21 protein-coding genes are annotated in these 20,836 nt (G+C 69.8%); 8 read left to right on the top strand and 13 right to left on the bottom strand.

What is annotated here, in order from left to right:
- Window position 1 precedes the first annotated feature (1 nt).
- The 3 genes from KV397_RS01550 to KV397_RS01540 all read right to left on the bottom strand — a co-directional run bounded on the left by KV397_RS01550 (window position 2) and on the right by KV397_RS01540 (window position 2,518).
- Complete coding sequence (locus tag KV397_RS01550; protein WP_047521004.1) at window positions 2-433, bottom strand: hypothetical protein; 432 nt, start codon at window positions 431-433, stop codon at window positions 2-4.
- Window positions 434-581: 148 nt separating this feature from the next.
- Complete coding sequence (locus tag KV397_RS01545; protein WP_261811999.1) at window positions 582-2,159, bottom strand: protoporphyrinogen/coproporphyrinogen oxidase; 1,578 nt, start codon at window positions 2,157-2,159, stop codon at window positions 582-584.
- Window positions 2,160-2,185: 26 nt separating this feature from the next.
- Window positions 2,186-2,518, bottom strand: a complete 333-nt coding sequence (locus KV397_RS01540; protein ID WP_131493328.1) for a metalloregulator ArsR/SmtB family transcription factor — start codon at window positions 2,516-2,518, stop codon at window positions 2,186-2,188.
- 67 nt (window positions 2,519-2,585) lie between these two features.
- On the opposite strand from KV397_RS01540, the gene KV397_RS01535 reads away from it, so the two are divergent.
- Window positions 2,586-3,497: an NAD(P)H-binding protein gene (locus KV397_RS01535; protein WP_261811998.1), complete on the top strand. Its 912-nt coding sequence runs from the start codon at window positions 2,586-2,588 to the stop codon at window positions 3,495-3,497.
- A 59-nt stretch (window positions 3,498-3,556) separates the two neighbouring features.
- On the opposite strand, the gene hemE is transcribed toward KV397_RS01535, so the two are convergent.
- A complete protein-coding gene (gene hemE, locus KV397_RS01530; RefSeq protein WP_261811997.1) occupies window positions 3,557-4,579 on the bottom strand; it encodes a uroporphyrinogen decarboxylase in 1,023 nt (340 codons plus the stop codon).
- 86 nt (window positions 4,580-4,665) lie between these two features.
- On the opposite strand from hemE, the gene KV397_RS01525 reads away from it, so the two are divergent.
- The 3 genes from KV397_RS01525 to KV397_RS01515 are packed head-to-tail and all read left to right on the top strand — an operon-like array spanning window position 4,666 to window position 6,994.
- Window positions 4,666-5,967 (top strand): glutamyl-tRNA reductase, encoded by a 1,302-nt coding sequence (locus tag KV397_RS01525; RefSeq protein ID WP_134352366.1) that lies wholly within the window; start codon window positions 4,666-4,668, stop codon window positions 5,965-5,967.
- A gap of 32 nt (window positions 5,968-5,999) precedes the next feature.
- Window positions 6,000-6,572: an HhH-GPD-type base excision DNA repair protein gene (locus tag KV397_RS01520; protein WP_261811996.1), complete on the top strand. Its 573-nt coding sequence runs from the start codon at window positions 6,000-6,002 to the stop codon at window positions 6,570-6,572.
- Window positions 6,569-6,994 (top strand): DUF1801 domain-containing protein, encoded by a 426-nt coding sequence (locus KV397_RS01515; protein ID WP_232763247.1) that lies wholly within the window; start codon window positions 6,569-6,571, stop codon window positions 6,992-6,994. Before KV397_RS01520 ends, KV397_RS01515 begins: the two co-directional genes overlap by 4 nt.
- 142 nt (window positions 6,995-7,136) lie before the next feature.
- Here the strand turns inward: KV397_RS01515 and KV397_RS01510 are convergent, their stop codons facing one another.
- Window positions 7,137-8,285, bottom strand: coding sequence for an epoxide hydrolase family protein (locus tag KV397_RS01510; protein WP_261811995.1), 1,149 nt, complete (start codon window positions 8,283-8,285; stop codon window positions 7,137-7,139).
- Between the two features lie 68 nt (window positions 8,286-8,353).
- On the opposite strand from KV397_RS01510, the gene KV397_RS01505 reads away from it, so the two are divergent.
- On the top strand, window positions 8,354-9,151 hold the full coding sequence (locus tag KV397_RS01505; RefSeq protein WP_407665273.1) for a helix-turn-helix transcriptional regulator: 798 nt from the start codon (window positions 8,354-8,356) through the stop codon (window positions 9,149-9,151).
- Complete coding sequence (locus KV397_RS17430; protein WP_456085682.1) at window positions 9,102-9,311, top strand: hypothetical protein; 210 nt, start codon at window positions 9,102-9,104, stop codon at window positions 9,309-9,311. Before KV397_RS01505 ends, KV397_RS17430 begins: the two co-directional genes overlap by 50 nt.
- A gap of 138 nt (window positions 9,312-9,449) precedes the next feature.
- On the opposite strand, the gene KV397_RS01500 is transcribed toward KV397_RS17430, so the two are convergent.
- Entirely contained in the window at window positions 9,450-10,835 is a 1,386-nt protein-coding gene (locus tag KV397_RS01500) for a glycine--tRNA ligase (RefSeq protein WP_131494150.1), read from the bottom strand.
- A gap of 113 nt (window positions 10,836-10,948) precedes the next feature.
- Here KV397_RS01500 and KV397_RS01495 point away from each other — a divergent pair, with 113 nt between their 5' ends.
- Window positions 10,949-12,418 carry a peptide MFS transporter gene (locus tag KV397_RS01495; RefSeq protein WP_261811994.1) on the top strand — a complete coding sequence of 490 codons (1,470 nt, stop codon included), beginning with the start codon at window positions 10,949-10,951 and terminating at the stop codon, window positions 12,416-12,418.
- 21 nt (window positions 12,419-12,439) lie between these two features.
- On the opposite strand, the gene KV397_RS01490 is transcribed toward KV397_RS01495, so the two are convergent.
- Genes KV397_RS01490 through KV397_RS01480 form a run of 3 tightly spaced genes read right to left on the bottom strand, consistent with a single transcriptional unit; the run spans window position 12,440 to window position 15,158 of the window.
- Window positions 12,440-13,129 (bottom strand): GNAT family N-acetyltransferase, encoded by a 690-nt coding sequence (locus KV397_RS01490; RefSeq protein WP_134352372.1) that lies wholly within the window; start codon window positions 13,127-13,129, stop codon window positions 12,440-12,442.
- 50 nt (window positions 13,130-13,179) lie between these two features.
- Window positions 13,180-13,800 carry a hypothetical protein gene (locus tag KV397_RS01485; protein ID WP_261811993.1) on the bottom strand — a complete coding sequence of 207 codons (621 nt, stop codon included), beginning with the start codon at window positions 13,798-13,800 and terminating at the stop codon, window positions 13,180-13,182.
- Between the two features lie 32 nt (window positions 13,801-13,832).
- Window positions 13,833-15,158 carry an alpha-hydroxy-acid oxidizing protein gene (locus KV397_RS01480; RefSeq protein ID WP_261811992.1) on the bottom strand — a complete coding sequence of 442 codons (1,326 nt, stop codon included), beginning with the start codon at window positions 15,156-15,158 and terminating at the stop codon, window positions 13,833-13,835.
- Window positions 15,159-15,219: 61 nt separating this feature from the next.
- On the opposite strand from KV397_RS01480, the gene KV397_RS01475 reads away from it, so the two are divergent.
- Window positions 15,220-16,662: an MFS transporter gene (locus KV397_RS01475; protein ID WP_261811991.1), complete on the top strand. Its 1,443-nt coding sequence runs from the start codon at window positions 15,220-15,222 to the stop codon at window positions 16,660-16,662.
- 38 nt (window positions 16,663-16,700) lie between these two features.
- Here KV397_RS01475 and KV397_RS01470 read toward each other — a convergent pair whose 3' ends face one another.
- The 4 genes from KV397_RS01470 to KV397_RS01455 form a co-directional block, all read right to left on the bottom strand.
- Window positions 16,701-17,294: a dihydrofolate reductase family protein gene (locus KV397_RS01470; RefSeq protein WP_153243015.1), complete on the bottom strand. Its 594-nt coding sequence runs from the start codon at window positions 17,292-17,294 to the stop codon at window positions 16,701-16,703.
- Window positions 17,295-17,351: 57 nt separating this feature from the next.
- Window positions 17,352-17,753 carry a hypothetical protein gene (locus KV397_RS01465; protein ID WP_261811990.1) on the bottom strand — a complete coding sequence of 134 codons (402 nt, stop codon included), beginning with the start codon at window positions 17,751-17,753 and terminating at the stop codon, window positions 17,352-17,354.
- A 29-nt stretch (window positions 17,754-17,782) separates the two neighbouring features.
- A complete protein-coding gene (locus KV397_RS01460; protein ID WP_047521031.1) occupies window positions 17,783-18,745 on the bottom strand; it encodes a serine hydrolase in 963 nt (320 codons plus the stop codon).
- A gap of 111 nt (window positions 18,746-18,856) precedes the next feature.
- Entirely contained in the window at window positions 18,857-20,821 is a 1,965-nt protein-coding gene (locus tag KV397_RS01455; RefSeq protein ID WP_261811989.1) for a M13 family metallopeptidase, read from the bottom strand.
- Between the last annotated feature and the right edge of the window lie 15 nt (window positions 20,822-20,836).

Raw genomic sequence — 20,836 nt, 5'->3', positions numbered from 1 at the left:
GTCAGGCGCCGGACTTCTTGGGGGCGGACTTGGTCGCCGCGGGCTTCTTGGCCGCGGGCTTCTTGGCGGCGGGCTTCTTGGCGGGCGTGCTCGCCGTCGCCTTCGCGGCCTCGACCGCTTCCTCGGTGGCTTCGGCGAGGTCTTCCGCCGCCTCGCGGCCGGTGGCGATGGCGGAGTCGAGTCGCTGACCCGGGGTGCCGTTGCCGCTGACGGACTTGGCGACCTTCACCACGCCGGTCCAGAGCGCTCCCGGCACGGCAGCGGCCTTGTCGCCGACGAAGCCCTTGACCTTGGTGACCTGCTCCTGCACCGGATCGAGGTTCCACACCTTCAGCCACTGCGTCTTGATCTGTTCGTAGCGCTCACGTCCGGCACGGGTGCCGAGGACGTAGCCCACGCCGAGTCCGACGACGAGTCCGATCTTCCCCTTCATGGGGTCTCCTCACCTTGTTCCGGTTGTCCGGCCAGCTTCGCCCGGCTTGGATCGACCGCAGGCTTCGCGCCCGGCGGCAGGTTCCCAGCGTAACCCCGTATGCCGATTTCGGCATCTATGCGCCGGAGGGTTGACACGGAGAGGTGTCTCAGTCCCACAACAGGGTGCGCCGCAAGCGGTCCGCCTCGTCCCGCGCATCCGGGATCACCTGCGCGAGCCCTGTTCCGGCGAGCCAGGCACCGACCGCAGCGAGGCCGGGAACCGCCTGAACCGCAGCCCGCGCGGCCCGACGCCGGGCCCCGGATCCGATGATCGACGCCGGCTGCGACTGCACGAAACGGCCGCGATGGGAGGCGAGGACGGCCGCGGGGGCGAGGGGGACACCGAGCAGAGCAGCGGCTTCCCTGCGGGCGAGGTCCGCGGCATCGGTATCGCTCAGCTCTGCAGTGGCGGCCGGTTCGCCCTGCGCGCCGAACGACACGCGGACGACATGGCGACCTCCTGCCGCTTCACGCACCCACCCCCACTTCGCGGTCGAGTGTGTCAGAGCCTTGGCCGTGTGGCTGCCCGGCACCGTGAGTACGCCGGTGCCACGCGGGGTGGCATCCAACGCGGGCGCGTCGAGGATCAGGGTGACGATCTCGATCTCGGGCGAGGCCGCCGCCTCCGTCTTCCGGAGATCGGGCACCACCGAGGAGAGGAGTTCCCGCGCCGTGGACTCGGGCGTCGCGATGATGACGGCGTCGGCGGCGAGCTCTTCGACCACCGGAGCAGCGGATTCCACCGCGGCGGCACGCAACTCCGTGACGACCGCGGCCTCGTCGTCGGTGACGGCGGGGAGGTCGACGACGGGCGCGGTCTCCACCTCCACCGTCCAGGCCGCCCCGGCCCGGCGCACGCTGCGCACCCTCACTCCCGTCCGCACGTCGGCGTCGAGGCGTCCCAGATCGGCGGCGAGCGCGTCGACGAGGGCGCTCATGCCTCCGGAGAGTCCTTCGACCGCCGCTCCGGGCGTCTTGTCCTCCGCGCTCGCCGTCGCCGCCCTCGCCGTGGCCGCCTCGTCACGGAGCGACTGCACGGCACCGGAGAGGGAGCCGACGCGGGTGAGCGCGGCGTTGAGACCCGGAGCCGCCACGTCGATGTCGACGTCGTCGGGAGACGCGGAGTAGACGCCGGTGGTGACGGGCGCGACGAGACGGTCGCGCACCTTGGGTCCCATACGCGAGGCGACCAGCTTGCCGAGACTGAGCTGGTGGCCGATCGTGAGGGGCGGCCGGACACGATCGAGGTAGGCGCGCCAGACGCCCGACCATCCGATGATCCGACGCACGTCGTCCTGGAACGGGTTCGCGGGGATCCCCAGGATCCCTCCGACCGGGAGCGGTGCCGCGCCCACGCCGGGGATGCCGGCCAACCAGGCGGCGCCCGCCTGCGGAGCCACGATGCGATCTGCGAGGCCGAGCTCCTCGACGAAGGCGCGCACGTGTCCGCCCCTGGTGGCATAGCTCTCGGCCCCGGCATCGACGACGACGCCGTCCAGCTCGATGCGACGGATCGCGCCCCCCGGTTCGTCCGCGGACTCGAGCAGGGTGACGCGCATGCCGACCTTGGCGCATTCCCGCGCCGCGACGAGGCCGCCGATGCCGCCACCGATCACGACCACGTGCTTCTGCGCCGCGCGGGCGGCGAGATCGGACGGCTCTGCAGAGGAGGGGTCGGGCGTCATGCCCTCAATTCTCCCACCGGTGCGGATCAGGCCTCGACGGGCTCAGAACTGCCGCGTCCACGCTTGCGGACCTCGCGCAGCACGATCTGCTCGGGGCACACCGTCGAGAGGAAGTCGCCGACGGACAGCGCGAGCCGTTCACCGACGAGCGAGTAGAGGATGCGGTTGGCGTCGCGGCGCTCGGTGACGAGTCCGGCCTGGCGGAGCACGCTCAGGTGACGGGAGATGGTCGGCCCGCTCGCGGAGAAACGCGAGGCGATCTCGCCGGCCGCGAGTTCCCCCTCTTTCAGATCCTGCAGGATCTGACGCCGGGTGGGGTGCGCCAGCGCCGCGAAGATGTCGCTCGCGCTGTCGGTCATGGTTGCAATATAGCACCTTTGCTAGATACTCTGTAGCCGCGTAGCTAATTAGCAAAGGAGAAGCACCATGCGGGTAGCGATCACGGGCGGCACCGGATTCGTCGGCAGGAACCTCGCCGACCGCCTCGACGACGCGGTCGTGATCTCCCGCCGGAACGGCATCGAGATCACCGACGTGGAGGCCCTGAGTAAAGCCTTTGAGGGGTGCGACGCCGTGGCGCACTGCGCCGGGATCAACCGCGAGATAGACGGACAGACGTTCCGCCGCGTGCACGTCGACGGGACGAGGGCCGTGGTGGAGGCAGCCCGCCGCGCCGGCGTGCAGCGCATCGTCCTCGTCAGCTTCCTCCGAGCACGGCCCGACTGCGGCTCCGGATACCACGAGTCGAAGTGGGAGGCGGAGGAGATCGTCCGCGCCTCCGGCATCCCGCACACCATCCTCAAGTCCGGGATGATCTACGGCCCCGGCGATCACATGGTCGACCACGTGACCAAGGCGGTGCGGACACTGCCCTTCTTCTGGACCGTCGGCTACCGCGAACGCACGGCACGACCGGTGCCCGTGGAGGACGCGGTCGACGTCCTCGTCGCCGCTCTCGAAGGCCGCATCGAGGAGCCGACGATCGCGGTCATGGGTGTGGATGAGGTCACACTCGGCGAGGCGATCCGTCGCATCGCCCGTGTCGCCGGACGCCGTCCCGCGTTCCTCCCGGTGCCGACGTGGGTCGTGCGGGCGCTGGCCCAGGCGACCGAGTGGACGATGGTCGTCCCGCTCGTGGCGAAGGCTCAGGCACGGATGCTCGCGGAGGGCGTGAGCGAGGCCGCACCGTTCGCCCCCGAGGCGCCGATCGGCATCCGCCCGGCCCGGGCGTTCGACGACGAGCGCATCCGCGCGGCGCTCCCGGCCGGGGGCTTCACTCTCGACGACCTGCGGATCATACGTCGTCTGCGGCGGACTGCTGGCCCTCGAATCGCGTGAATGGTCGCTTTCGGGTCACGGATGCGACCATTCACGCGACTCGAAAGCCGATCTGATCGTCAGAGGGAGTGCGCCAGCTCGACGATGCGGGTGAGCTGGTCGGGGTCCGTCTCGGGCGGGACGCCGTGTCCGAGGTTGAGGATGTGGGCTCGCGCCGCTCGACCGCGATCGATCACGTCGCGCACATGAGCCTCCAGCACCGGCCACGGGGCCGCGAGGAGCGCAGGATCGATGTTGCCCTGCACCGTGACGTCCGGTCCGAGGATCGCGGCCGCCTCATCGAGGGGCTGCCGCCAGTCGACGCCCACCCCGTCGGCCACACCGTCGAGACGCATGTCGGCGAGGAACGGCCCCGTGCCGACGCCGAAGTGGATGGTCGGAAGGCTGATGTCTGCGAGCGCGGCGTGGGAGTGCGGAGCCACGAACGCGCGGTAGTCGGCGGTGCTGAGCGATCCGGCCCAGCTGTCGAACAGCTGCACGACGGAGGCCCCCGCGTCCCGCTGGGTCTCCAGGAAGCGACGGGAGACACGCGCCAGCCATCCGGCCAGCCGGTTCCACGATTCCGGGTCGGAGTGCATCATGGCCCGCGCACGCAGATGCTCCTTGGAGGGGCCGCCCTCGACGAGGTAGGCCGCGAGCGTGAACGGCGCACCGGCGAAGCCGATCAGCGGGGTGTCGCCCAGCTCCGCCGTGACGATGCCGACCGCCTCCGCGATGGCCGTGCCGTCCAGGTCGTCCGGATCGATGGCGGTGACACGATCGACGTCGGATGCCGTGCGCACCGGGTCCGCGAACACCGGGCCACGCCCGGGCTCGATCTCGACGTCGACCCCGGCCAGTCGCAGCGGGATGACGATGTCGCTGAAGAACACCGCCGCGTCCACCCCGTGGCGGCGCACCGGCTGCAGCGTGATCTCGGCAGCGAGATCCGGGGTCAGGCAGGCGTCGAGCATCCGGGTCCCGACGCGCAGGTCACGGTACTCGGGCAGCGACCTGCCGGCCTGCCGCATGAACCAGACCGGGGTGCGGGCGGGACGGTCGCCGGCGAGGGCGCGCAGAAGCGGGGCGTCGGAGAGGGCCATGTCCCCATCCTCGCATTCCGCCCTTATGGAGCCGCCGAGTCGGGCCGTGCGACTCCCCGCTCTCCGCGCTCCGGTACAATCGAAACGTGCTGCTGTGTGTGACGGCGAGTCACAAGACCGCCTCCTTCGAACTGCTCGAACGCCTGAGCCGCACCCCCGACGACGTCGCTCCCACTCTCGTGGGCATGACGCCGTGTGTGCAGGGTGCCGTGGTCCTGGCGACGTGCAACCGGTTCGAGGCGTACGTCGAAATGGACGAACCGGTGACCGCAGCCGGTGCGATCGGCGTCGAGGCCGTCATCGAAGCGGTCGAATCCGCGACGGGCATCCCTGCCGCCGAGCTCGACGGTGCCTACGCCGTGCACTCGGGACGCCGCGTCGCCGAACACCTCTTCTCGGTCGCCTCCGGTCTCGAATCCGTCGTCTCCGGCGAGGGCGAGATCGCCGGGCAGGTCCGCCGCGCCCTCACGTCCGCGCGCAAGGACGGCACCACCTCCCCCGAACTCGAACGCCTCTTCCAGCGTGCGAGCCAGGCGCAGCGCAAGGTCAAGAACGTCACCGCCCTCGGCCGCGCGGGCCGCTCGCTCGTGCGCCTCGCCTTGGAACTCGCCGACAGCCGCATCGCCGACTGGGCCGCCGAGCGCGTGCTGCTGGTCGGCACCGGAGCCTATGCCGCGGTCACCCTGGCCACGCTTCGTGAGCGCGGTGCCGTGAACATCTCGGTGTACTCGCCCTCGGGCCGCGCCGAGGTCTTCGCCGCGAAGCACGGCATCCGTCCCATCGCCGCCGACGAGTACGCCCGCACCGCCGCACGCTCGAGCCTGCTCATCACGTGCACCACCGCCACGGAGCCTGTGCTCGGCCCCGAGCACCTGCAGCTTCCGACCGGACCCGCCGCTGTCGGCTGCCCCGTCGGCGCCCACAGCCGGCTCGTGGTCGACCTCGGCATGCCGCGCAACGTCGACCCCGCCGTCGCCTCGCTCGAGGGCGTGGCCCTGCTCGACCTCGAGACCATCCGCCTCCACGCACCGCTCGAAGAGCTCCAGGCGACGGATGCCGCGCGCACGGTCGTCCGCGAAGCCGCCGAGACCTTCCACGTGGTGGGCGCACGACAGAGCGTGACCCCCTCGGTCGTGGCCTTCCGCTCGCACATCTTCGAGTTGCTCGAGCGTGAGATCGATCGTGCTCGCGCACGCGGCGACGAGGACGGCAAGGTCGAGCAGGCTCTGCGCCACCTCTCCGGCGTTCTGCTGCACACCCCGACCGTGCGCGCGCACGAGCTCGCCGCCGCCGGTCGCGCCGACGAGTTCACCGCCGCGCTGTCCGCGCTGTACGGCATCGCGCCCGAGGCCGACACCTCCGCCGCGGACGACGCCGCGACCGCCTGACACGCTCCGCCGCGGGGTGGGACACTGGAGGCATGGCCCTTCACATCACCGGAGACACCGCCGCCGACGACCTGCTCACGAACAACCCGCTCGCCCTGCTGGTGGGGATGCTGCTCGACCAGCAGGTTCCGATGGAGACCGCATTCGCCGGTCCGCTCAAGATCGAGCAGCGCACCGGAGCTGCCGACGCCGCGACGATCGCTCACATGGCGCCGGACGAGTTCCTCGAGGCCTTCAGGCAGACCCCCGCGGTGCACCGGTTCCCCGGATCGATGGCGACCCGCGTGCAGACGCTGTGCCAGACCCTCGTCGACGACTGGGACGGAGACGCCGCCGCGCTGTGGACCGAGGGAAACCCGTCGGGACCCGAGGTGCTGAAGCGCCTGAAGGCGCTCCCCGGCTTCGGCGAGCAGAAGGCCAAGATCTTCCTCGCGCTCCTGGGCAAGCAGTACGGCTTCACGGGCGAGGGCTGGCGCGAGGCGTCCGCCCCCTACGGCGAGGACGGCTCCTACCGCAGCGTCGCCGACATCGTCTCGCCCGACTCGCTCACGAAGGTGCGTGAGCACAAGAAGGCCATGAAGGCCGCGGCCAAGGCAGCGAAGTGAAGCCGACCGGGGATGACGTCGCGGGGCTCATCGCCCGCTCCTCCCCCGCGGTCCGCCGTCGGGACGCCGAGACCCTGACCGCGCTCATGCAGGAGATCACCGGACGCGAACCGCAGACCTGGGGCACGATCATCGGGTTCGGCTCCTGCCACTACCGCTACCCCACCGGCACGGAGGGTGACAGCGGGCTGCTCGGTTTCGCTCCGCGCAAGGCTGCGACGACGATCTACCTGTTCGACGGAGTGGCCGCGCACGCCGAGGCCCTGGCCGAGCTCGGACCGCACACCACGGGCGTCGGGTGCCTGTACATCAAGGATCTGGAGCAGATCGACCTCGACGTGCTGCGGGGCATCCTCGAACGCTCGCTCGCCTGGGTCGAGGCGGGTGGCACCTCCGAGGTGCAGCTCACCGTCACGGGCTGACACCCCCCGCCCCGGTGCTGCGGTGCCCCCTTCATCGTCGACGCCCCCTCTCGTCGCCGAGACCCCCTCCTGCAGCCGTCTGCAGGAGGGGGTCTCGGCGCGGAACGGGGGTCTCGGCGCGTGGGTGGGACGGGGCGGGGGGTCAGGGGTGCGGGGAGAAGAACGCGCGGAGGTCGGCGGCGAGCAGGTCGGGGCGCTCCAGAGCGGCGAAGTGCCCGCCATCGTCGAAGCGGCTCCAGTGCACGATGTTCGCGTTGTCGCGCTCGGCGAAGACCCGGATCGTCTGGAAGTCGTCCGCGAACACGGCGACTCCGGTGCGGGCGGTGCTGACGCGCGACTCGACCCCTTCCTCGGCGGCGTCTGCCCTGGCGTTCTCGAGGTAGCTGCGCGACATGCCGGACGCCGCGTTCGCGAACCAGTTCACGCTGACCTCGAGCAGGATCTTCTCGAGAGGCACGAGCGACGTGCCGTTGCCGAACGAGTTGAACAGCTCGCTGTACGCGAGGAGTCCGACCGGAGAATCGCTGATCCCCACCGACACGGTCTGCGGGCGCGAGGAGTTCATGGCGTTGTACCCGCCGACCGACTGGAACCACTGCATGTGCTCGAGGCCGGCGTAGTCCGCGGGCTCCAGCTTCTCGAACTCCGCCGGGTCGCCCGAGGGGAACGAGAACAACTGCAGCACGTGCAGACCGAGGAATCCTTCGGGTTCGCGCAGCCCCAGCTCGCGGGCGACCATCGCCCCGTTGTCGGATCCGTGGATGCCGTAGCTGTCATAGCCGAGCCCCCGCATGAGGCGGTCGTACGCCTCCGCGACGCGTGCGGTCGTCCACCCCGCCGAAGCGAGCGGCTGTGAGAAGCCGTAGCCGGGCGCATCCGGGATCACGACGTCGAAGGCGTCCTCCGCCCGGCCGCCGTGCGCCACCGGGTCGACGAGCCGGTCGATCAGGTCGAGGTAGTCGATCGACGAGCCCGGGTAAGTGTGGGCGAGCAGCAGGGGTGTCGCTCCCTCGTGGGCCGAGCGCACGTGGAGGAAGTGGATCGTCTGTCCGTCGATCACGGTGGTGAAGTGCGGGACGGCGTTGATCCGCTCCTGGGCGGCGGTCCAGTCGAAGTCACGCCAGGCGGCGACAGCCTCGCGCAGGTAGGAGTTGGGGGTGCCGGCATCCCAGTCATCCGTCGGCGACGGCTGCGGAAGACGAGTGCGGGCGAGGCGATCCTGGAGATCGGCGACCTCGGCAGCGGAGACCGAGACGGTGAAGGGGCGGAAGGTGAGCGTCGTGTTTTCCATATCTCGAAGGTAGAAGGGCATTAGGTTGGATTCGTTCCTAATAAATGAACGACTTTCACGGAGTTCCGATGGCCGATCCGACCGCTCGTCTGCTCGCCCTTCTGGCCCTGCTGCAGACCGGCCCCGAGCGCTCCGGGTCCGACCTGGCCGACCGCCTCGGCGTCTCGGCGCGCACCATCCGGCACGACATCGAGCGGCTGCGTGACCTCGGGTATCCGGTCGACGCCACGCGCGGATCCATCGGCGGATACCGCCTGGGGGCCGGCGGGAAGCTTCCTCCGCTGCTCCTCGACGACGAAGAGGCGGTGGCGGTCACGGTCGGGCTTCGCGCCGCGGCCGGCATCGCGGGGGTCTCGGAGTCGGGCGCCCGGGCCCTCGCCAAGCTCGAGCAGGTTCTGCCGTCGCATCTGCGTCCCACGGTGGACGCCCTCCGCACCAGCGTCGACCGCGCTCCGGAGAACAACGACACCGACGCCCCGGATCCCGAGGTCGACGCCGCATCGCTGCAGGCCATCGCGCGCGCGATCCGCAACGAGGAGTGGCTGCGCTTCGAGTACGAAGGGGCGCCCGTGCTGGTCGAGCCCTATCGGCTGCTCACCTGGCATCGGCGCTGGTACCTGGTTGCGCGCGATCCGCACACCGCGGAGTGGGGCACCTACCGCGTCGACTGGATGGACCTGCGGATGCCGACCCACCGGCGCTTCGACCCGCAGCCGCTGCCCGGGGGGCGACTACACGGCCTTCGCGATGCGGACCATCGCGGTGAGCGGGTGGATCGTGCACGCCCGGCTGCGGATCGACGCTTCGGCGGAGGCCGTGCTCGACCGGATCCATGCCGCGGTCGGTGTGGTCGAACCGATCGATGAGGAGCACTGCATCCTCGTCACCGGCGCGGACAGCCTCGACACGGTCGCCGCCTACATCGGGATGCTCTTGATGGACTTCACGGTCGAGAGTCCACCCGAGCTGATCCCCCGCCTCCAGCTGTTGTCCGAGCGCTACGCGCGCGCGGTGGCCGGCAGCTGATCCCTCCCCCTCCGTGCCGAGACCCCGCCAGATTGCCGAGACCCCCGCCTGTTGACGTCAGTCAGCAGGCGGGGGTCTCGGCGCGGCGCGGGGGTCTCGACCACCAGGCGGGGGTCGGGAGGGCAGGTGACGCGAGGCTCAGGCGCCGCGCAGACGCTCCGCGAGGTACGCGTGCAACTGGTCGATCGAGACGCGCTCCTGCGCCATGGTGTCGCGGTCGCGCACGGTGACGGCGCGGTCCTCGAGCGAGTCGAAGTCGACCGTGACGCAGAACGGGGTGCCGATCTCGTCCTGACGACGGTAGCGGCGACCGATCGCCCCCGCATCGTCGAAGTCGACGGCCCAGGAGCTGCGGAGCGTGTCGGCGACCTCACGCGCGAGAGGAGACAGCTTCTCGTTGCGCGAGAGCGGCAGCACCGCGGCCTTGACGGGCGCGAGGCGCGGGTCGAGCTTGAGCACGGTGCGCACGTCGGTGCCGCCCTTGGCGTTGGGCACCTGCTCCTCGCGGTAGGCATCGACGAGGAACGCCATCATCGCGCGGGTGAGGCCGAACGACGGCTCGATCACGTACGGGGTGTAGCGCTCGCCCGTGGCCTGGTCGAAGTAGGTCAGGCTCTGCCCCGACGCCTCGCTGTGGCTGGACAGGTCGTAGTCGGTGCGGTTGGCGACGCCCATGAGCTCGCCCCACTCCTTGCCCGCGAAGCCGAACTTGTACTCGACGTCGATCGTGCCGGCCGAGTAGTGCGCGCGGTCGTCTTCCGGCACGTCGAACTGGCGCATGTTCTCGGGGTCGATGCCCAGATCGATGAACCAGTTCCAGCAGGCCTCGACCCAGTGCTCGAACCACTGCTGTGCGTCGGCGGGCGGCGTGAAGAACTCGATCTCCATCTGCTCGAACTCGCGCGTGCGGAAGATGAAGTTGCCCGGCGTGATCTCGTTGCGGAACGCCTTGCCCACCTGGCCGATGCCGAACGGCGGCTTCTTGCGACTCGCGGTGAGCACGTTCGAGAAGTTCACGAAGATGCCCTGCGCGGTCTCGGGGCGCAGGAAGTACAGGCCCGACTCATCGTCCACGACGCCGAGGTAGGTCTTCACCAGGCCGGAGAACGCCTTGGGCTCCGTGTACTGCCCCTTGGTGCCGCAGTTCGGGCAGGGGATGTCGGCGAGGCCGTTCTCGGCCTTGCGCCCCTTGCGCGCCTCGAAGTCCTCGATGAGGTTGTCGGCACGGAAGCGCTTGTGGCACTGCAGGCACTCGACCAGCGGGTCGGTGAAGGTCGCGACGTGACCCGAGGCCTCCCACACGCGCTTGGGGAGGATGATGCTGGAGTCCAGGCCGACCATGTCGCCACGGCCGCGCACGAACGTCTGCCACCACTGACGACGGATGTTCTCCTTGAGCTCCGTCCCGAGGGGGCCGTAGTCCCAGGCCGACCGGGAACCGCCGTAGATCTCACCCGCTTGGAACACGAACCCGCGGTGGCGGGCGAGGGCGATGACCTTGTCGAGGCGGGACTGTTCGGCCATGGTGGCTCCAATGGTCGGATGCGGGAGGAGACCCGTGAACACGGGCACCCCATTCTATCCGTCGCCCCGTGGCGACCCTGGCCCCGACGGCCGCACGGGAGTACCGTCCTGACATGAGCACTGCAGCGCGAGATCAGCGGGCCCGCAACGACGACACCCGCTTCTTCGGCCAACCGTGGGCTCTGGTGCACATCTTCGGCGTGGAGATGTGGGAGCGCTTCAGCTTCTACGGCATGCAGGGCATCCTGCTCATCTACCTGTACTACTCGGTCTCGCAGGGTGGCCTCGGTCTCCCCGAAGCCGTCGCCGGCGGGATCGTCGGCGCGTACGGCGGTGCGGTCTACCTGTCGACCATCCTGGGCGCCTGGCTCGCCGACCGCCTGTTCGGGTCCGAACGGGTGCTCTTCGTCAGCGCGATGGTGATCGTGGCCGGCCACGTCGCCCTCGCCCTGCTCCCGGGCTTCGTCGGCGTGGGCGTCGGCCTGGTGCTCGTCGCACTCGGCTCCGGCGGCCTGAAGGCGAACGCGACCTCGGTCGTCGGCAGCCTCTACACCCCGGAGGATCCCCGCCGGGATGCGGGCTTCTCGCTGTTCTACCTGGGCATCAACCTCGGCGCGTTCCTGGGCCCGATCCTGACCGGCATCCTGCAGTCCTCCCTCGGTTTCCACTTCGGTTTCGGACTCGCGGCCCTGGGGATGACCTTCGGTCTCGTCCAGTACTCGTTCGGGCGTCGCGCCCTGCCCGCCTCGGTCCGCGAGGTGCCGAACCCGCTCCCGACGTCCCGCTACCCTCTCGTCGGGATCATCGCCGTCGTCGCCGTCGCCCTCATCGCCGTCCTGGTCCTGACCGGGCTGATCCGCGCAGACAACCTCGCGACCCTGGTCATCGGCGGCACTGCGATCGCCGCCGTCGCCTATTTCACCGTGATCCTGTCCAGCCGCCGCATCGACACCACCGAGCGCTCGCGGGTGTGGGGGTTCCTGCCGCTGTTCGTCACCAGTGTCGCGTTCTGGTCGCTGTACCAGCAGCAGTTCACGGTCCTGACCGTCTACTCGGACAAGCGCCTCGACAGGAACCTGTTCGGCTGGGAGATGCCCGTCTCGTGGGTGCAGTCGATCAACCCCGTCTTCATCATCATCCTGTCGGGAGTGTTCGCCGCGATCTGGACCCGACTCGGAAAGCGCCAGCCCTCGACACCGGTGAAGTTCGGACTGGCCGCGATCATCATGGGATCGGCGTTCCTGCTGTTCCTGCCGTTCGCCGGAGGGGGCGAGAACTCCACGCCGCTGCTGGCGATCGTCGGGATCCTGTTCGTCTTCACGGTCGCCGAACTGCTGCTGTCACCGGTCGGGCTCTCGGTGGCCACCAAGCTCGCGCCCGCCGCGTTCCACACGCAGATGGTCGCGCTGTTCTTCCTGTCGATCGCCCTCGGCACGGCGATCTCCGGATGGCTGGTGCAGTTCTACAACCCGGATGACGAGGTACCGTACTTCTCGATCCTCGGTGGCATCGCCATCGTCGTCGGGATCGGCCTGCTGCTCAGCGTGAAACCCGTCCTGAAGCTCATGCGCGGGGTGCGCTGATCGCACCTTCGCGGAAGGCGGTCAGGCCGTGAAGAGGTAGCCGCGCGCGTTGTCGTAGCCGGCGACCTTCAGTCCGCTGCCGAGCAGACCTTCCATCTGGGCCCGCAGACGGAGCCGCCACTCGTGTGCGGCCACCGGGTCCGAGATGCGCAGCGCCTCGATGTCCGCCGGGATCTCCAGGGTCTCGACGACCTCGTCGTCTGCCGGTGGCTTGGCGATGTCGGCGAGGGCCCACTCGACATCGAGCCGGTCGCTCTCGTCACCCGCGTCTCCGCCGCCGAAGATCCCGTAGCGGTTCACCGAGTATCCCGTCGCGCGTGCGCCGAGCACCGTGAAGAAGAAATGCGCGTTGCGCGCGACCAGCGGATCGAACACCCAGGTGATCCGACCGACGTCGCGGGAGAACGCCCACTGACGCTGGTGCTCCTTGAGCTCACGCCCCCAGCCGCGCCCCCGATACTCGGGGAGCAGAGCTGTGATGTGCGAGTGCATCGCCCGCCGGGCGGGTTCGCCGAAGAACGCGATCGATGCCCCGACCATGCGCTCCTCGTCGCCCTCGCCGTCGAAGAAGCCGACGACGTAGTTGCCCGACTGCTGCAGGGCGCGCAGGGTGCCGGCATCCACCACGCGCTGCGGACCCCGGATGGAGTCGAGCAGGCCCTGCGCGTCGAGGATGAGTTCAACGGTGTCGAGGTCACGGATGGTTCGCACGCACCCAGTCTGCCCCTCGTCGGCCCGTTCGAGGAATCGACGGGCCCGGATCAGCGATAAGGGAAGGCCTCCCCGCCACCCGCCGCGAGCGCTTCCGCGACGATCCGGAGGTGTGCTTCGGCCATCTCCGGCGGCAGCGGCGGCAGGATCTCGTCCCAGAAGGCGAGCACGGCGCCGCGGCCCTGCATCATCCCCGCCGGGCGTCCCATCGCCCACAGATGCATGTGCACGGAGCCGTCGTTCCAGCGACCGAAGTGGCAGCGCGCGACCCCGGGGACGCTCTTGACGGCCTGGGAGACCCGCTGCATCAGCGGACCCAGCGCGGCGAGCACATCGTGCGGGGCGTTCTCGAGCAGCCAATGCTCGCGCGGCGCGACCCCGCCGATGAACGGCAGACCGCCGACGTCCCATCCGGCACGCACTTGCCACAGCTCGTCGTGCCAGATCGTGTGCACGCTCGGACCGCAGTGCCCGCACTCGGCCGGGTCGATCTCTCCTCCGCGCGGCTTCTCCGGCACGAGCATCGGTTCGAGCGGACGCATCGTGATCGACTCGAAGGCCCAGGGCAGACCCTCGGCGATCGCGGAGGCGTCGAGCACCTCGCCGATCGGGAGCCGGCGGTGGTATGCGGAGTCGGCGGGGTGCTGGTCGAAGGCGGCGTCATCGCTCATCCGCCCATGCAATCACGAACGGCGGAGCGCGCTCACACCTTCCTCAGCGCGTCCCGATCGAGTTGAGAGGCGGAGGTGAGCCCCGCCAGCCCGAGGGTGATGTCGATCTCGGCGAGCACGTTCCGCATGACCTCGCGCACACCCACCTCCCCCGCGATGCCGAGGCCGTAGGCGTAGGGACGGCCGAGAGCCACGACCGTCGCGCCGAGGGCGAGGGCGATCACGGCATCGGCGCCGCCCCGCACCCCCGAGTCGAAGACGATCGGCACCCGGCCCGCGACACGCTCCGCGATCTCGGGCAGCACGTCGAGCGTCGGCACCGAGCGGTCGATCTGACGGCCGCCGTGGTTCGAGATCCAGATCCCGTCCATCCCCGCATCGAGCGCCGCCTGGGCATCGTCGGGGTGCACGATCCCCTTGAGGATGATCGGCAGACTCGTCCACTCGCGTGCTTTCGCCAGCTCTTCCCCCGTGAGGGCAGGAGTGGAGAACACGTCGAGGAACGTCTCGACCGCAGCCCGCGGCAAGGGCGAGCGGAGGTTGTCGCGCAACGAAGCTCCGCCGGTGAGCGGCGCGCCCTTGCGGGCGATCATCAGGGCCGCGGCCACCGCCCGAGGTGTGACGCGGACGCCGGGCGCATCGCCCTTCGGCGCGGCGGCGCGCTCGCGCACCAGCTGCTGGAACGCCGGATCACTCGTGTACTGCGCGATCCCCATCCCGCGGGTGAACGGCAGGTACGCGAGATCGAGGTCGCGGGTGCGCCAACCGAGCAGGTGCGTGTCGAGGGTGATGACGATCGCTTCGCACCCGGACTCCTCGGCGCGGGCGAGCAGCGAGCGGTTGAGGTCGTCCGACGCCGACCAGTAGAGCTGGAACAGCCGGGAGCCGTGCGGTGCGGCATCCGCCACCTCCTCCATCGGGAAGGAGGCCTGGTTCGAGAGCGTGTACGGGACGCCGAGGGATGCCGCGGCACGCCCGACCGCGAGGTCGGCCTCCGCGTGGGCCATCTCCATCACCCCGAGCGGGGCGAGCAGAAGGGGCGTCGGGCGCATCCGCCCCAGGAACTCCACGCCGAGGTCGCGGGTCGAGACGTCACGGAGCGGCCTCGGCCAGACCTGCCAGCGGTCGAACGCCCGACGGTTCGCCGTCATGGTGCGCTCGGAACCCGCGCCACCGGCGATGTACGCGAACGCTTCGGCGCTCAGCGCCTTGCGGGCCGCAGCCTTGAGGGCCACGGGGTCGATCGGCACCGCGGGCTTCGTCCCGCTGATGCCCGCGCGGTAGATGTCGGACTGGGTACGCCGGGAGATGCCGCGGTGGGCGGCGGGATCGTCCGGAGCGACGCTGCTCGTGACCATGCCCACATGCTAACCAGCGCCGGACGGCCCCGCATCGTCCGATCGCCGATAGCCTGAGCCGGTGGGTGCGAGCGACGACAGAGCCAGGAAGCGTCTCTCCCGCACCCCGCCGAAGTGGGCGATCGTCGCGGTCCTCGCGTTCGCCGGTCTGTGCTCGTCGTTCATGTTCACGCTCGTCGTCCCGTTGCAGGCCGAGCTGCCGCAACTGCTGAACGCCTCCCGCGAGGACACCACCTGGGTCGTCACGATCACGCTGCTCGTCGCCGCGGTCGCCACCCCCATCTCCGGCCGCCTGGGTGACATGTACGGCAAGCGCCGGGTCGTCATCGCCCTGCTCGCGCTCCTCATCCTCGGCTCCGTGATCGCCGCGGTGTCCGGCTCGATCGTCGGCGTGATCATCGGTCGCGCGCTGCAGGGGGCCGTGACGGGCGTCGTCCCCCTCGGCATCGCCATCATGCGCGACGTGCTGCCGCCCGAGCGGCTCGGCACGGCCGTGGCCCTCATGAGCGCGACCATGGGAGTCGGTGGCGCCATCGGGATGCCCGTCGCCGCGCTCCTCGCCCAGAACGCCGACTGGCACATGCTCTTCTGGCTCGCGGCAGCGCTCGGCGTCGTCGGCCTCGCTCTCGTTCTGGTGGTCATCCCGGAGGACGTGCTCCGCTTCCCCGGTCGACTCGACGTGGTCGGTGCCGTCGGTCTCGCGGTCGGCCTCACCGGGATCCTGCTCTTCGTCTCGCGAGGAGCGCAATGGGGATGGACCTCCGCGCTCACGCTCACCTGCATCCTCGGGGGAGTCGCCGTCCTCCTGGTCTGGGGCTGGTACCAGCTGCGCACGAAGGACCCCCTGCTCGATCTCCGGGTCGCCGCACGCCCGGCCGTCCTGTTCACGAACATCGCCGCGATCGGCATGGGGTTCGCGCTCTTCGCCTCGAACGTGACGTTCCCTCAACTGCTCGAGATGCCGACCGTCGGCGGCGCGGGCTTCGGGCTCGACATGCTGGCGGCGTCGCTCGTGATCATGCCGGCGGGGCTCGTGATGATGGTCATCTCACCGCTCTCGGGCTGGCTCGAACGCACCGTCGGTCCCCGCCCGCTGTTCACGGTCGGCGCCGCGGCGATCGTGCTCGCCTACGTCTTCGTCCTGCTCTGGTCCTCCGAGGTGTGGCACATCTTCGTGGCCAACATCTTCATCGGCATCGGGATCGGGTTCACCTTCGCCGCGATGCCGATGATCATCATGCGCTCGGTGCCGGCGAACGAGACCGGGGCGTCGAACGGGCTGAACGCCCTGTTCCGCTCGGTCGGAACCTCGAGCGCCTCCGCCGTGATGGGCGGTGTGCTCGCGGCGATGAGCATCGATGTCGACGGGGTCGCCGTGCCCACGCGAGCCGCCTTCGAGGTGTGCTTCTGGCTCGCGATCGCGGCCGGCGTGATCGCCGTCGTGCTCTCGCTCTTCATCCCGAAGCAGCGCAGCTCCGAGCAGCATCCGTCCCTGCCCGGCTGAGCGCGGCGCGACGCCGCACATCCGCGACGCGGACCGGCTCAGATCCTCCGGTAGGTGATGTGGGTGACCAAGGAGGTTGCGCGCACCGACACCCGTTCGAGCCGCTGCGGAGGCACCCCCTCGAAGACGCGCTCCCCCGCCCCGATGATGCACGGCGTGATGTGCAGGCGCAGCTCGTCGAGGAGACCCGCCGTGAGGAACTGGTTCACGGTGCGCGGCCCGCCGGCGATCGATATGTCCTGCTCCCCCGCGGCATCCCGGGCGAGCTCCAGTGCCCTTTCGATGCCGTCGGTGATGAAGTGGAAGGTCGTGCCGCCCTCCATCTCGATCGACTCGTGCGGATGATGCGTGAGCACGAAGACGGGGTTGTGGTACGGCGGGTTCGGACCCCACCAGCCACGCCAGTCGCGATCCCATTCCCCCCGCACCGGGCCGAACATGTTGCGGCCCATGATGGTCGCCCCCGAGGTGACGATCGCGTCGACCTCGGCCTTGTTCTCCTCGTAGGCGTCGAACATCCAGTTGTGCAGCCAGGAGTCGTCGACATCGCCGAACGGTCGCTCCTCCGTCTGGTTCAGACCGGTGGCGTAGCCGTCGGCAGAGACGGCGAGGTCGCTGAAGATGATGCCCATGCGTGACTCCTCCTCGGATGCGGACGCCCTCCGGTCTACGCGAACCGAGGCCGTCCGTCAACGGGAGATCGTGCGCGGGTCCGGGTCGTCGTGCCGCGGAGGGCGCAGCCGATCCGGGATCGGCCAGGCCAGCACGAACTGCGCGGTCGCCGGACGGGTCATGTCGCCGAAGTCGTCGATCTTCACCACGATCCGCCCCGGCACACCGTCCTCGTCGGGAGTCACCTCGAGGAGGCGCACGCGCAACGGACGGTCGTCCTCACCGTCCAGCATCCACGGATCCGCGAGCCACGCGATCCCGTGCTCCTCCAACGCAGCCTCGGCATCGAGCCAATCGGCGGGAGCACCGACACGGCGGCCGAGCACGTCGACAGCCACCCACTCGTCTCCGGCAGGGTGGATCCATCCGAGCAGCTCGCCGTCGTCGCGGCGGTGCGGGGTCCAGTCAGATCGTGGCATCCCTCGATGCTAGCGACGTGCCGTGCGCGTCAGTGCGTGTACTCCATGAGTTCGACACCGAGCACGCGGAAGGCGTCGTGCGCACGAAGCCGGTGCGTGATCGAGAGGTCGTCGAAGCAGACGATGAGGGAATAGGCGACCCCGGCGCGAGGGCCGGCGAGCACACCCGCCTCCGCACGCACCCCCCGGTCGCGACCGGTCTTGTTCACGAACAGCAGGCCGTGCGCATCGTGATCGTGCGCGAACGGATCGAGGCCCGTGGAGGCCGCGACCAGGCTCAGGTCCTGGTTCAGGCTCAGCCACTCCGACACCTGCGCGCTGACGGCGGCGTCGACGACCTGCGAGTTCACCAGCGCCGAGAACAGCCCGGCGAGTTCGCGCGCCGAACCGACGGCGACCTGCGGAGCGTCGTCGGGGCCACGACGGTCGCGGAAACGGTCGAGCAGCGCCGTGCGACGGAGCCCGAGGGACTCGATGCGCTCGCGCACCCGTTCGTGCCCGACCTTCTGCAGCAGTGCGTTGACCGCGATCGGGTCGCCCGCGGTCGCCGCCAGCACGGCGAGGTCTTCCAGCGGAAGCGCCGGGGCATGCAGGTGTCGCCAGAGCCCCGAGGTCTCCACGGCATCGACGTTCTCGCGCTCGACGATCTCGAACGGGTCCAGCGCACCGCTCTGGAAGCCCGCGGCCACCTCGATGAGCAGCGGGACCACGCCGAGCCCCGCGACGGGCATGGTCACATGGTCGTCACCGGCCAGGACGTGCACATGATTGTCGAGGTCGACGACGTGTACCGAGACCTGCGCGCCGGAGTCCGCGAGCCCCTCCAACGACCGGAGCGTGGCGGTGAACGACCGTCGCCCGGCGGCTGCGCGCCGAGGGAGCCGACGGCTGGTGCGCTGCGAACGGCGACCGCCGGACGACTCCGGGGCACCCCTGAGAGACTCGGGGACCGAAGAGTTGCGGAACCCATCACCAGGCTCGAGAGCGCCCACGCTGATCCTTAAGGGGGGTGGATTTGCGGGATACCGAGGGAAGACGCTCCCCAGCGGCAGGGCTATCGTAACCCCACCGCCGGGGGATGCTTCACAGAGTGTGACGTTTGGTCACCAGATGGTCACCCGCGATGTCGCGGGCAGCCAGAGCGCGTCGGTCTCGGCCACCCCGAACGCCTCGTAGAAGGCATCGATGTTGCGCACGATCTGGTTGCAGCGGAACTCGTTCGGCGAGTGCGGGTCGATCGTCAGCAGCCGCAGGGTTTCGGCGTCACGGCTCTTCTGCTGCCACACCTGCGCCCAGGAGAGCAGAAGTCGCTGCACGCCGGTGTACCCGTCGATCACCGGTGCCTCCGCACCGTCCAGCGACAGCTCGTACGCCCGGAGCGCGATGCCGAGACCGCCGAGGTCGCCGATGTTCTCCCCGATCGTGAGGGCGCCGTTGACGTGATGCTCGGCGTCGAGGCCCTCTGGAACGAGCGCGTCGTACTGGGCGATGAGAGCCTTGGTGCGCTCTTCGAACGCCGAGCGATCCGCATCCGTCCACCAGTCCTGCAGTCGGCCGTCGCCGTCGTAGCGGCTGCCCTGGTCGTCGAAGCCGTGGCCGATCTCGTGACCGATGACCGCGCCGATGCCGCCGTAGTTCGCGGCCGCATCACGACCGGCGTCGAAGAACGGGTACTGCAGGATCGCCGCGGGGAACACGATCTCGTTCATGGACGGGTTGTAGTACGCGTTGACCATCTGCGGCGGCATGTGCCACTCGGTGCGGTCGATGGGCGTGCCGACCTTGTCGACGTTGCGATCGTGCTCGAAGATCGATGCGCGGCGCACGTTGCCGAACAGGTCGTCCCGGTCGATCTCGAGGCTCGAATAGTCGCGCCACACCTCGGGATGCCCGATCTTCGGCGTGAACGAGTCGAGCTTGGCGAGCGCGCGCTCACGGGTCTCCGCGGTCATCCACTCGAGGTCGGTGATGCTCCGGCGGTAGGCCTCGATGAGGTTCGCGACCAGCTCGTCCATCGCGGCCTTCGCCGTCGGCGGGTAGTGCCGCTCGACGTACACCTTGCCGATCGCCTCGCCGAGGGCCCCTTCGGCGAGCGAGACGCCGCGCTTCCAGCGCTCGCGCATCGTGGGGACACCGGTGAGCTCGGTGCCGTAGAACGAGAAGTTCTCCTGCACGAGATCGTCGGTCAGGTACGGCGCCGCGGCGTGCACGACCTTCGCCCGCAACCACGCCTTCCAGTCGTCGAGACGCTCCGGGGTCAGCAGCGAGCCGAGGCCCTCGAAGAAACTCGGCTGCGACACGACGACCTCGTCGAACGCGGCGGGGTTCGACGGCGAGACCGCTTCCCGCCACGGCGTGAGGTCGACACCGGCGAGCTCCTGGAGCTCGTCCCAGGTCTTGAGGTTGTAGGTCGCGACCGCATCGCGGCTGCGCACGTTGTCCCAGTGATGACCCGCCAGCTCGGTCTCGAGCGCGATCGCCCGGTCGGTGTTCTCCGCCGCCTGCGGGACGCCCGCGAGCTCCAGCAGTCGCTCGAGGTGGGCACGGTACGCGGCGCGGGTGTCGGCGAACGTGTCGAGGCGGAAGTAGCTCTCGTCGGGGAGCGACAGACCTGCCTGCAGGAGCACCGGGAGGTAGCGCTCGGGGTTGCCGGGGTCGCCGTCGACGTAGAGTCCGATCACGGATGCACGACCGTCGCGGTCGTACGCGCCGACGGTGCGCAGGAACGCCGGGATGCCGTCGATCGCGTCGATCTCGGCCAGCGTCCCGGCGAGCGGGGTGACACCGGCGGCATCGATCCGCTCGGTGTCCATGAAGCTCGCGAACAGGTCGCCGATCTTGCGGGCGAGAGTGCCCTCCGCCGCGTCCTGCGACTCCTCGACGATCGCACGCACGTCTTTCTCCGCCTGCTCGGCGAGGAGGTGGAAGGAGCCCCAGCGCGCCTTGTCGCCCGGGATCTCGGTGCGGGCGAGCCAGGCGCCGTTCACGTGGCGGTAGAGGTCGTCCTGCGGGCGGATGTCGGAGCTGAACTCATCAAGGGCGAGGCCCACGGGAAGAACGTCAGTCATGCGCCCCAGCCTATG

Origin of the sequence: Microbacterium aurugineum, from assembly GCF_023101205.1 — a bacterium.
Taxonomy (GTDB): domain Bacteria; phylum Actinomycetota; class Actinomycetes; order Actinomycetales; family Microbacteriaceae; genus Microbacterium; species Microbacterium aurugineum.
The sequence above is the reverse complement of the archived record's forward strand: the minus strand, read 5'-3'. Positions and strand labels throughout refer to the sequence as shown.

Coding starts and splice junctions, on each gene's coding strand:
- KV397_RS01550 (WP_047521004.1), bottom strand. CDS start 433: ATGAAGGGGAAGATCGGACTCGTCGTCGGACTCGGCGTGGGCTACGTC.
- KV397_RS01545 (WP_261811999.1), bottom strand. CDS start 2,159: ATGACGCCCGACCCCTCCTCTGCAGAGCCGTCCGATCTCGCCGCCCGC.
- KV397_RS01540 (WP_131493328.1), bottom strand. CDS start 2,518: ATGACCGACAGCGCGAGCGACATCTTCGCGGCGCTGGCGCACCCCACC.
- KV397_RS01535 (WP_261811998.1), top strand. CDS start 2,586: ATGCGGGTAGCGATCACGGGCGGCACCGGATTCGTCGGCAGGAACCTC.
- hemE (WP_261811997.1), bottom strand. CDS start 4,579: ATGGCCCTCTCCGACGCCCCGCTTCTGCGCGCCCTCGCCGGCGACCGT.
- KV397_RS01520 (WP_261811996.1), top strand. CDS start 6,000: ATGGCCCTTCACATCACCGGAGACACCGCCGCCGACGACCTGCTCACG.
- KV397_RS01510 (WP_261811995.1), bottom strand. CDS start 8,285: ATGGAAAACACGACGCTCACCTTCCGCCCCTTCACCGTCTCGGTCTCC.
- KV397_RS01505 (WP_407665273.1), top strand. CDS start 8,354: ATGGCCGATCCGACCGCTCGTCTGCTCGCCCTTCTGGCCCTGCTGCAG.
- KV397_RS01500 (WP_131494150.1), bottom strand. CDS start 10,835: ATGGCCGAACAGTCCCGCCTCGACAAGGTCATCGCCCTCGCCCGCCAC.
- KV397_RS01495 (WP_261811994.1), top strand. CDS start 10,949: ATGAGCACTGCAGCGCGAGATCAGCGGGCCCGCAACGACGACACCCGC.
- KV397_RS01485 (WP_261811993.1), bottom strand. CDS start 13,800: ATGAGCGATGACGCCGCCTTCGACCAGCACCCCGCCGACTCCGCATAC.
- KV397_RS01480 (WP_261811992.1), bottom strand. CDS start 15,158: ATGGTCACGAGCAGCGTCGCTCCGGACGATCCCGCCGCCCACCGCGGC.
- KV397_RS01470 (WP_153243015.1), bottom strand. CDS start 17,294: ATGGGCATCATCTTCAGCGACCTCGCCGTCTCTGCCGACGGCTACGCC.
- KV397_RS01465 (WP_261811990.1), bottom strand. CDS start 17,753: ATGCCACGATCTGACTGGACCCCGCACCGCCGCGACGACGGCGAGCTG.
- KV397_RS01455 (WP_261811989.1), bottom strand. CDS start 20,821: ATGACTGACGTTCTTCCCGTGGGCCTCGCCCTTGATGAGTTCAGCTCC.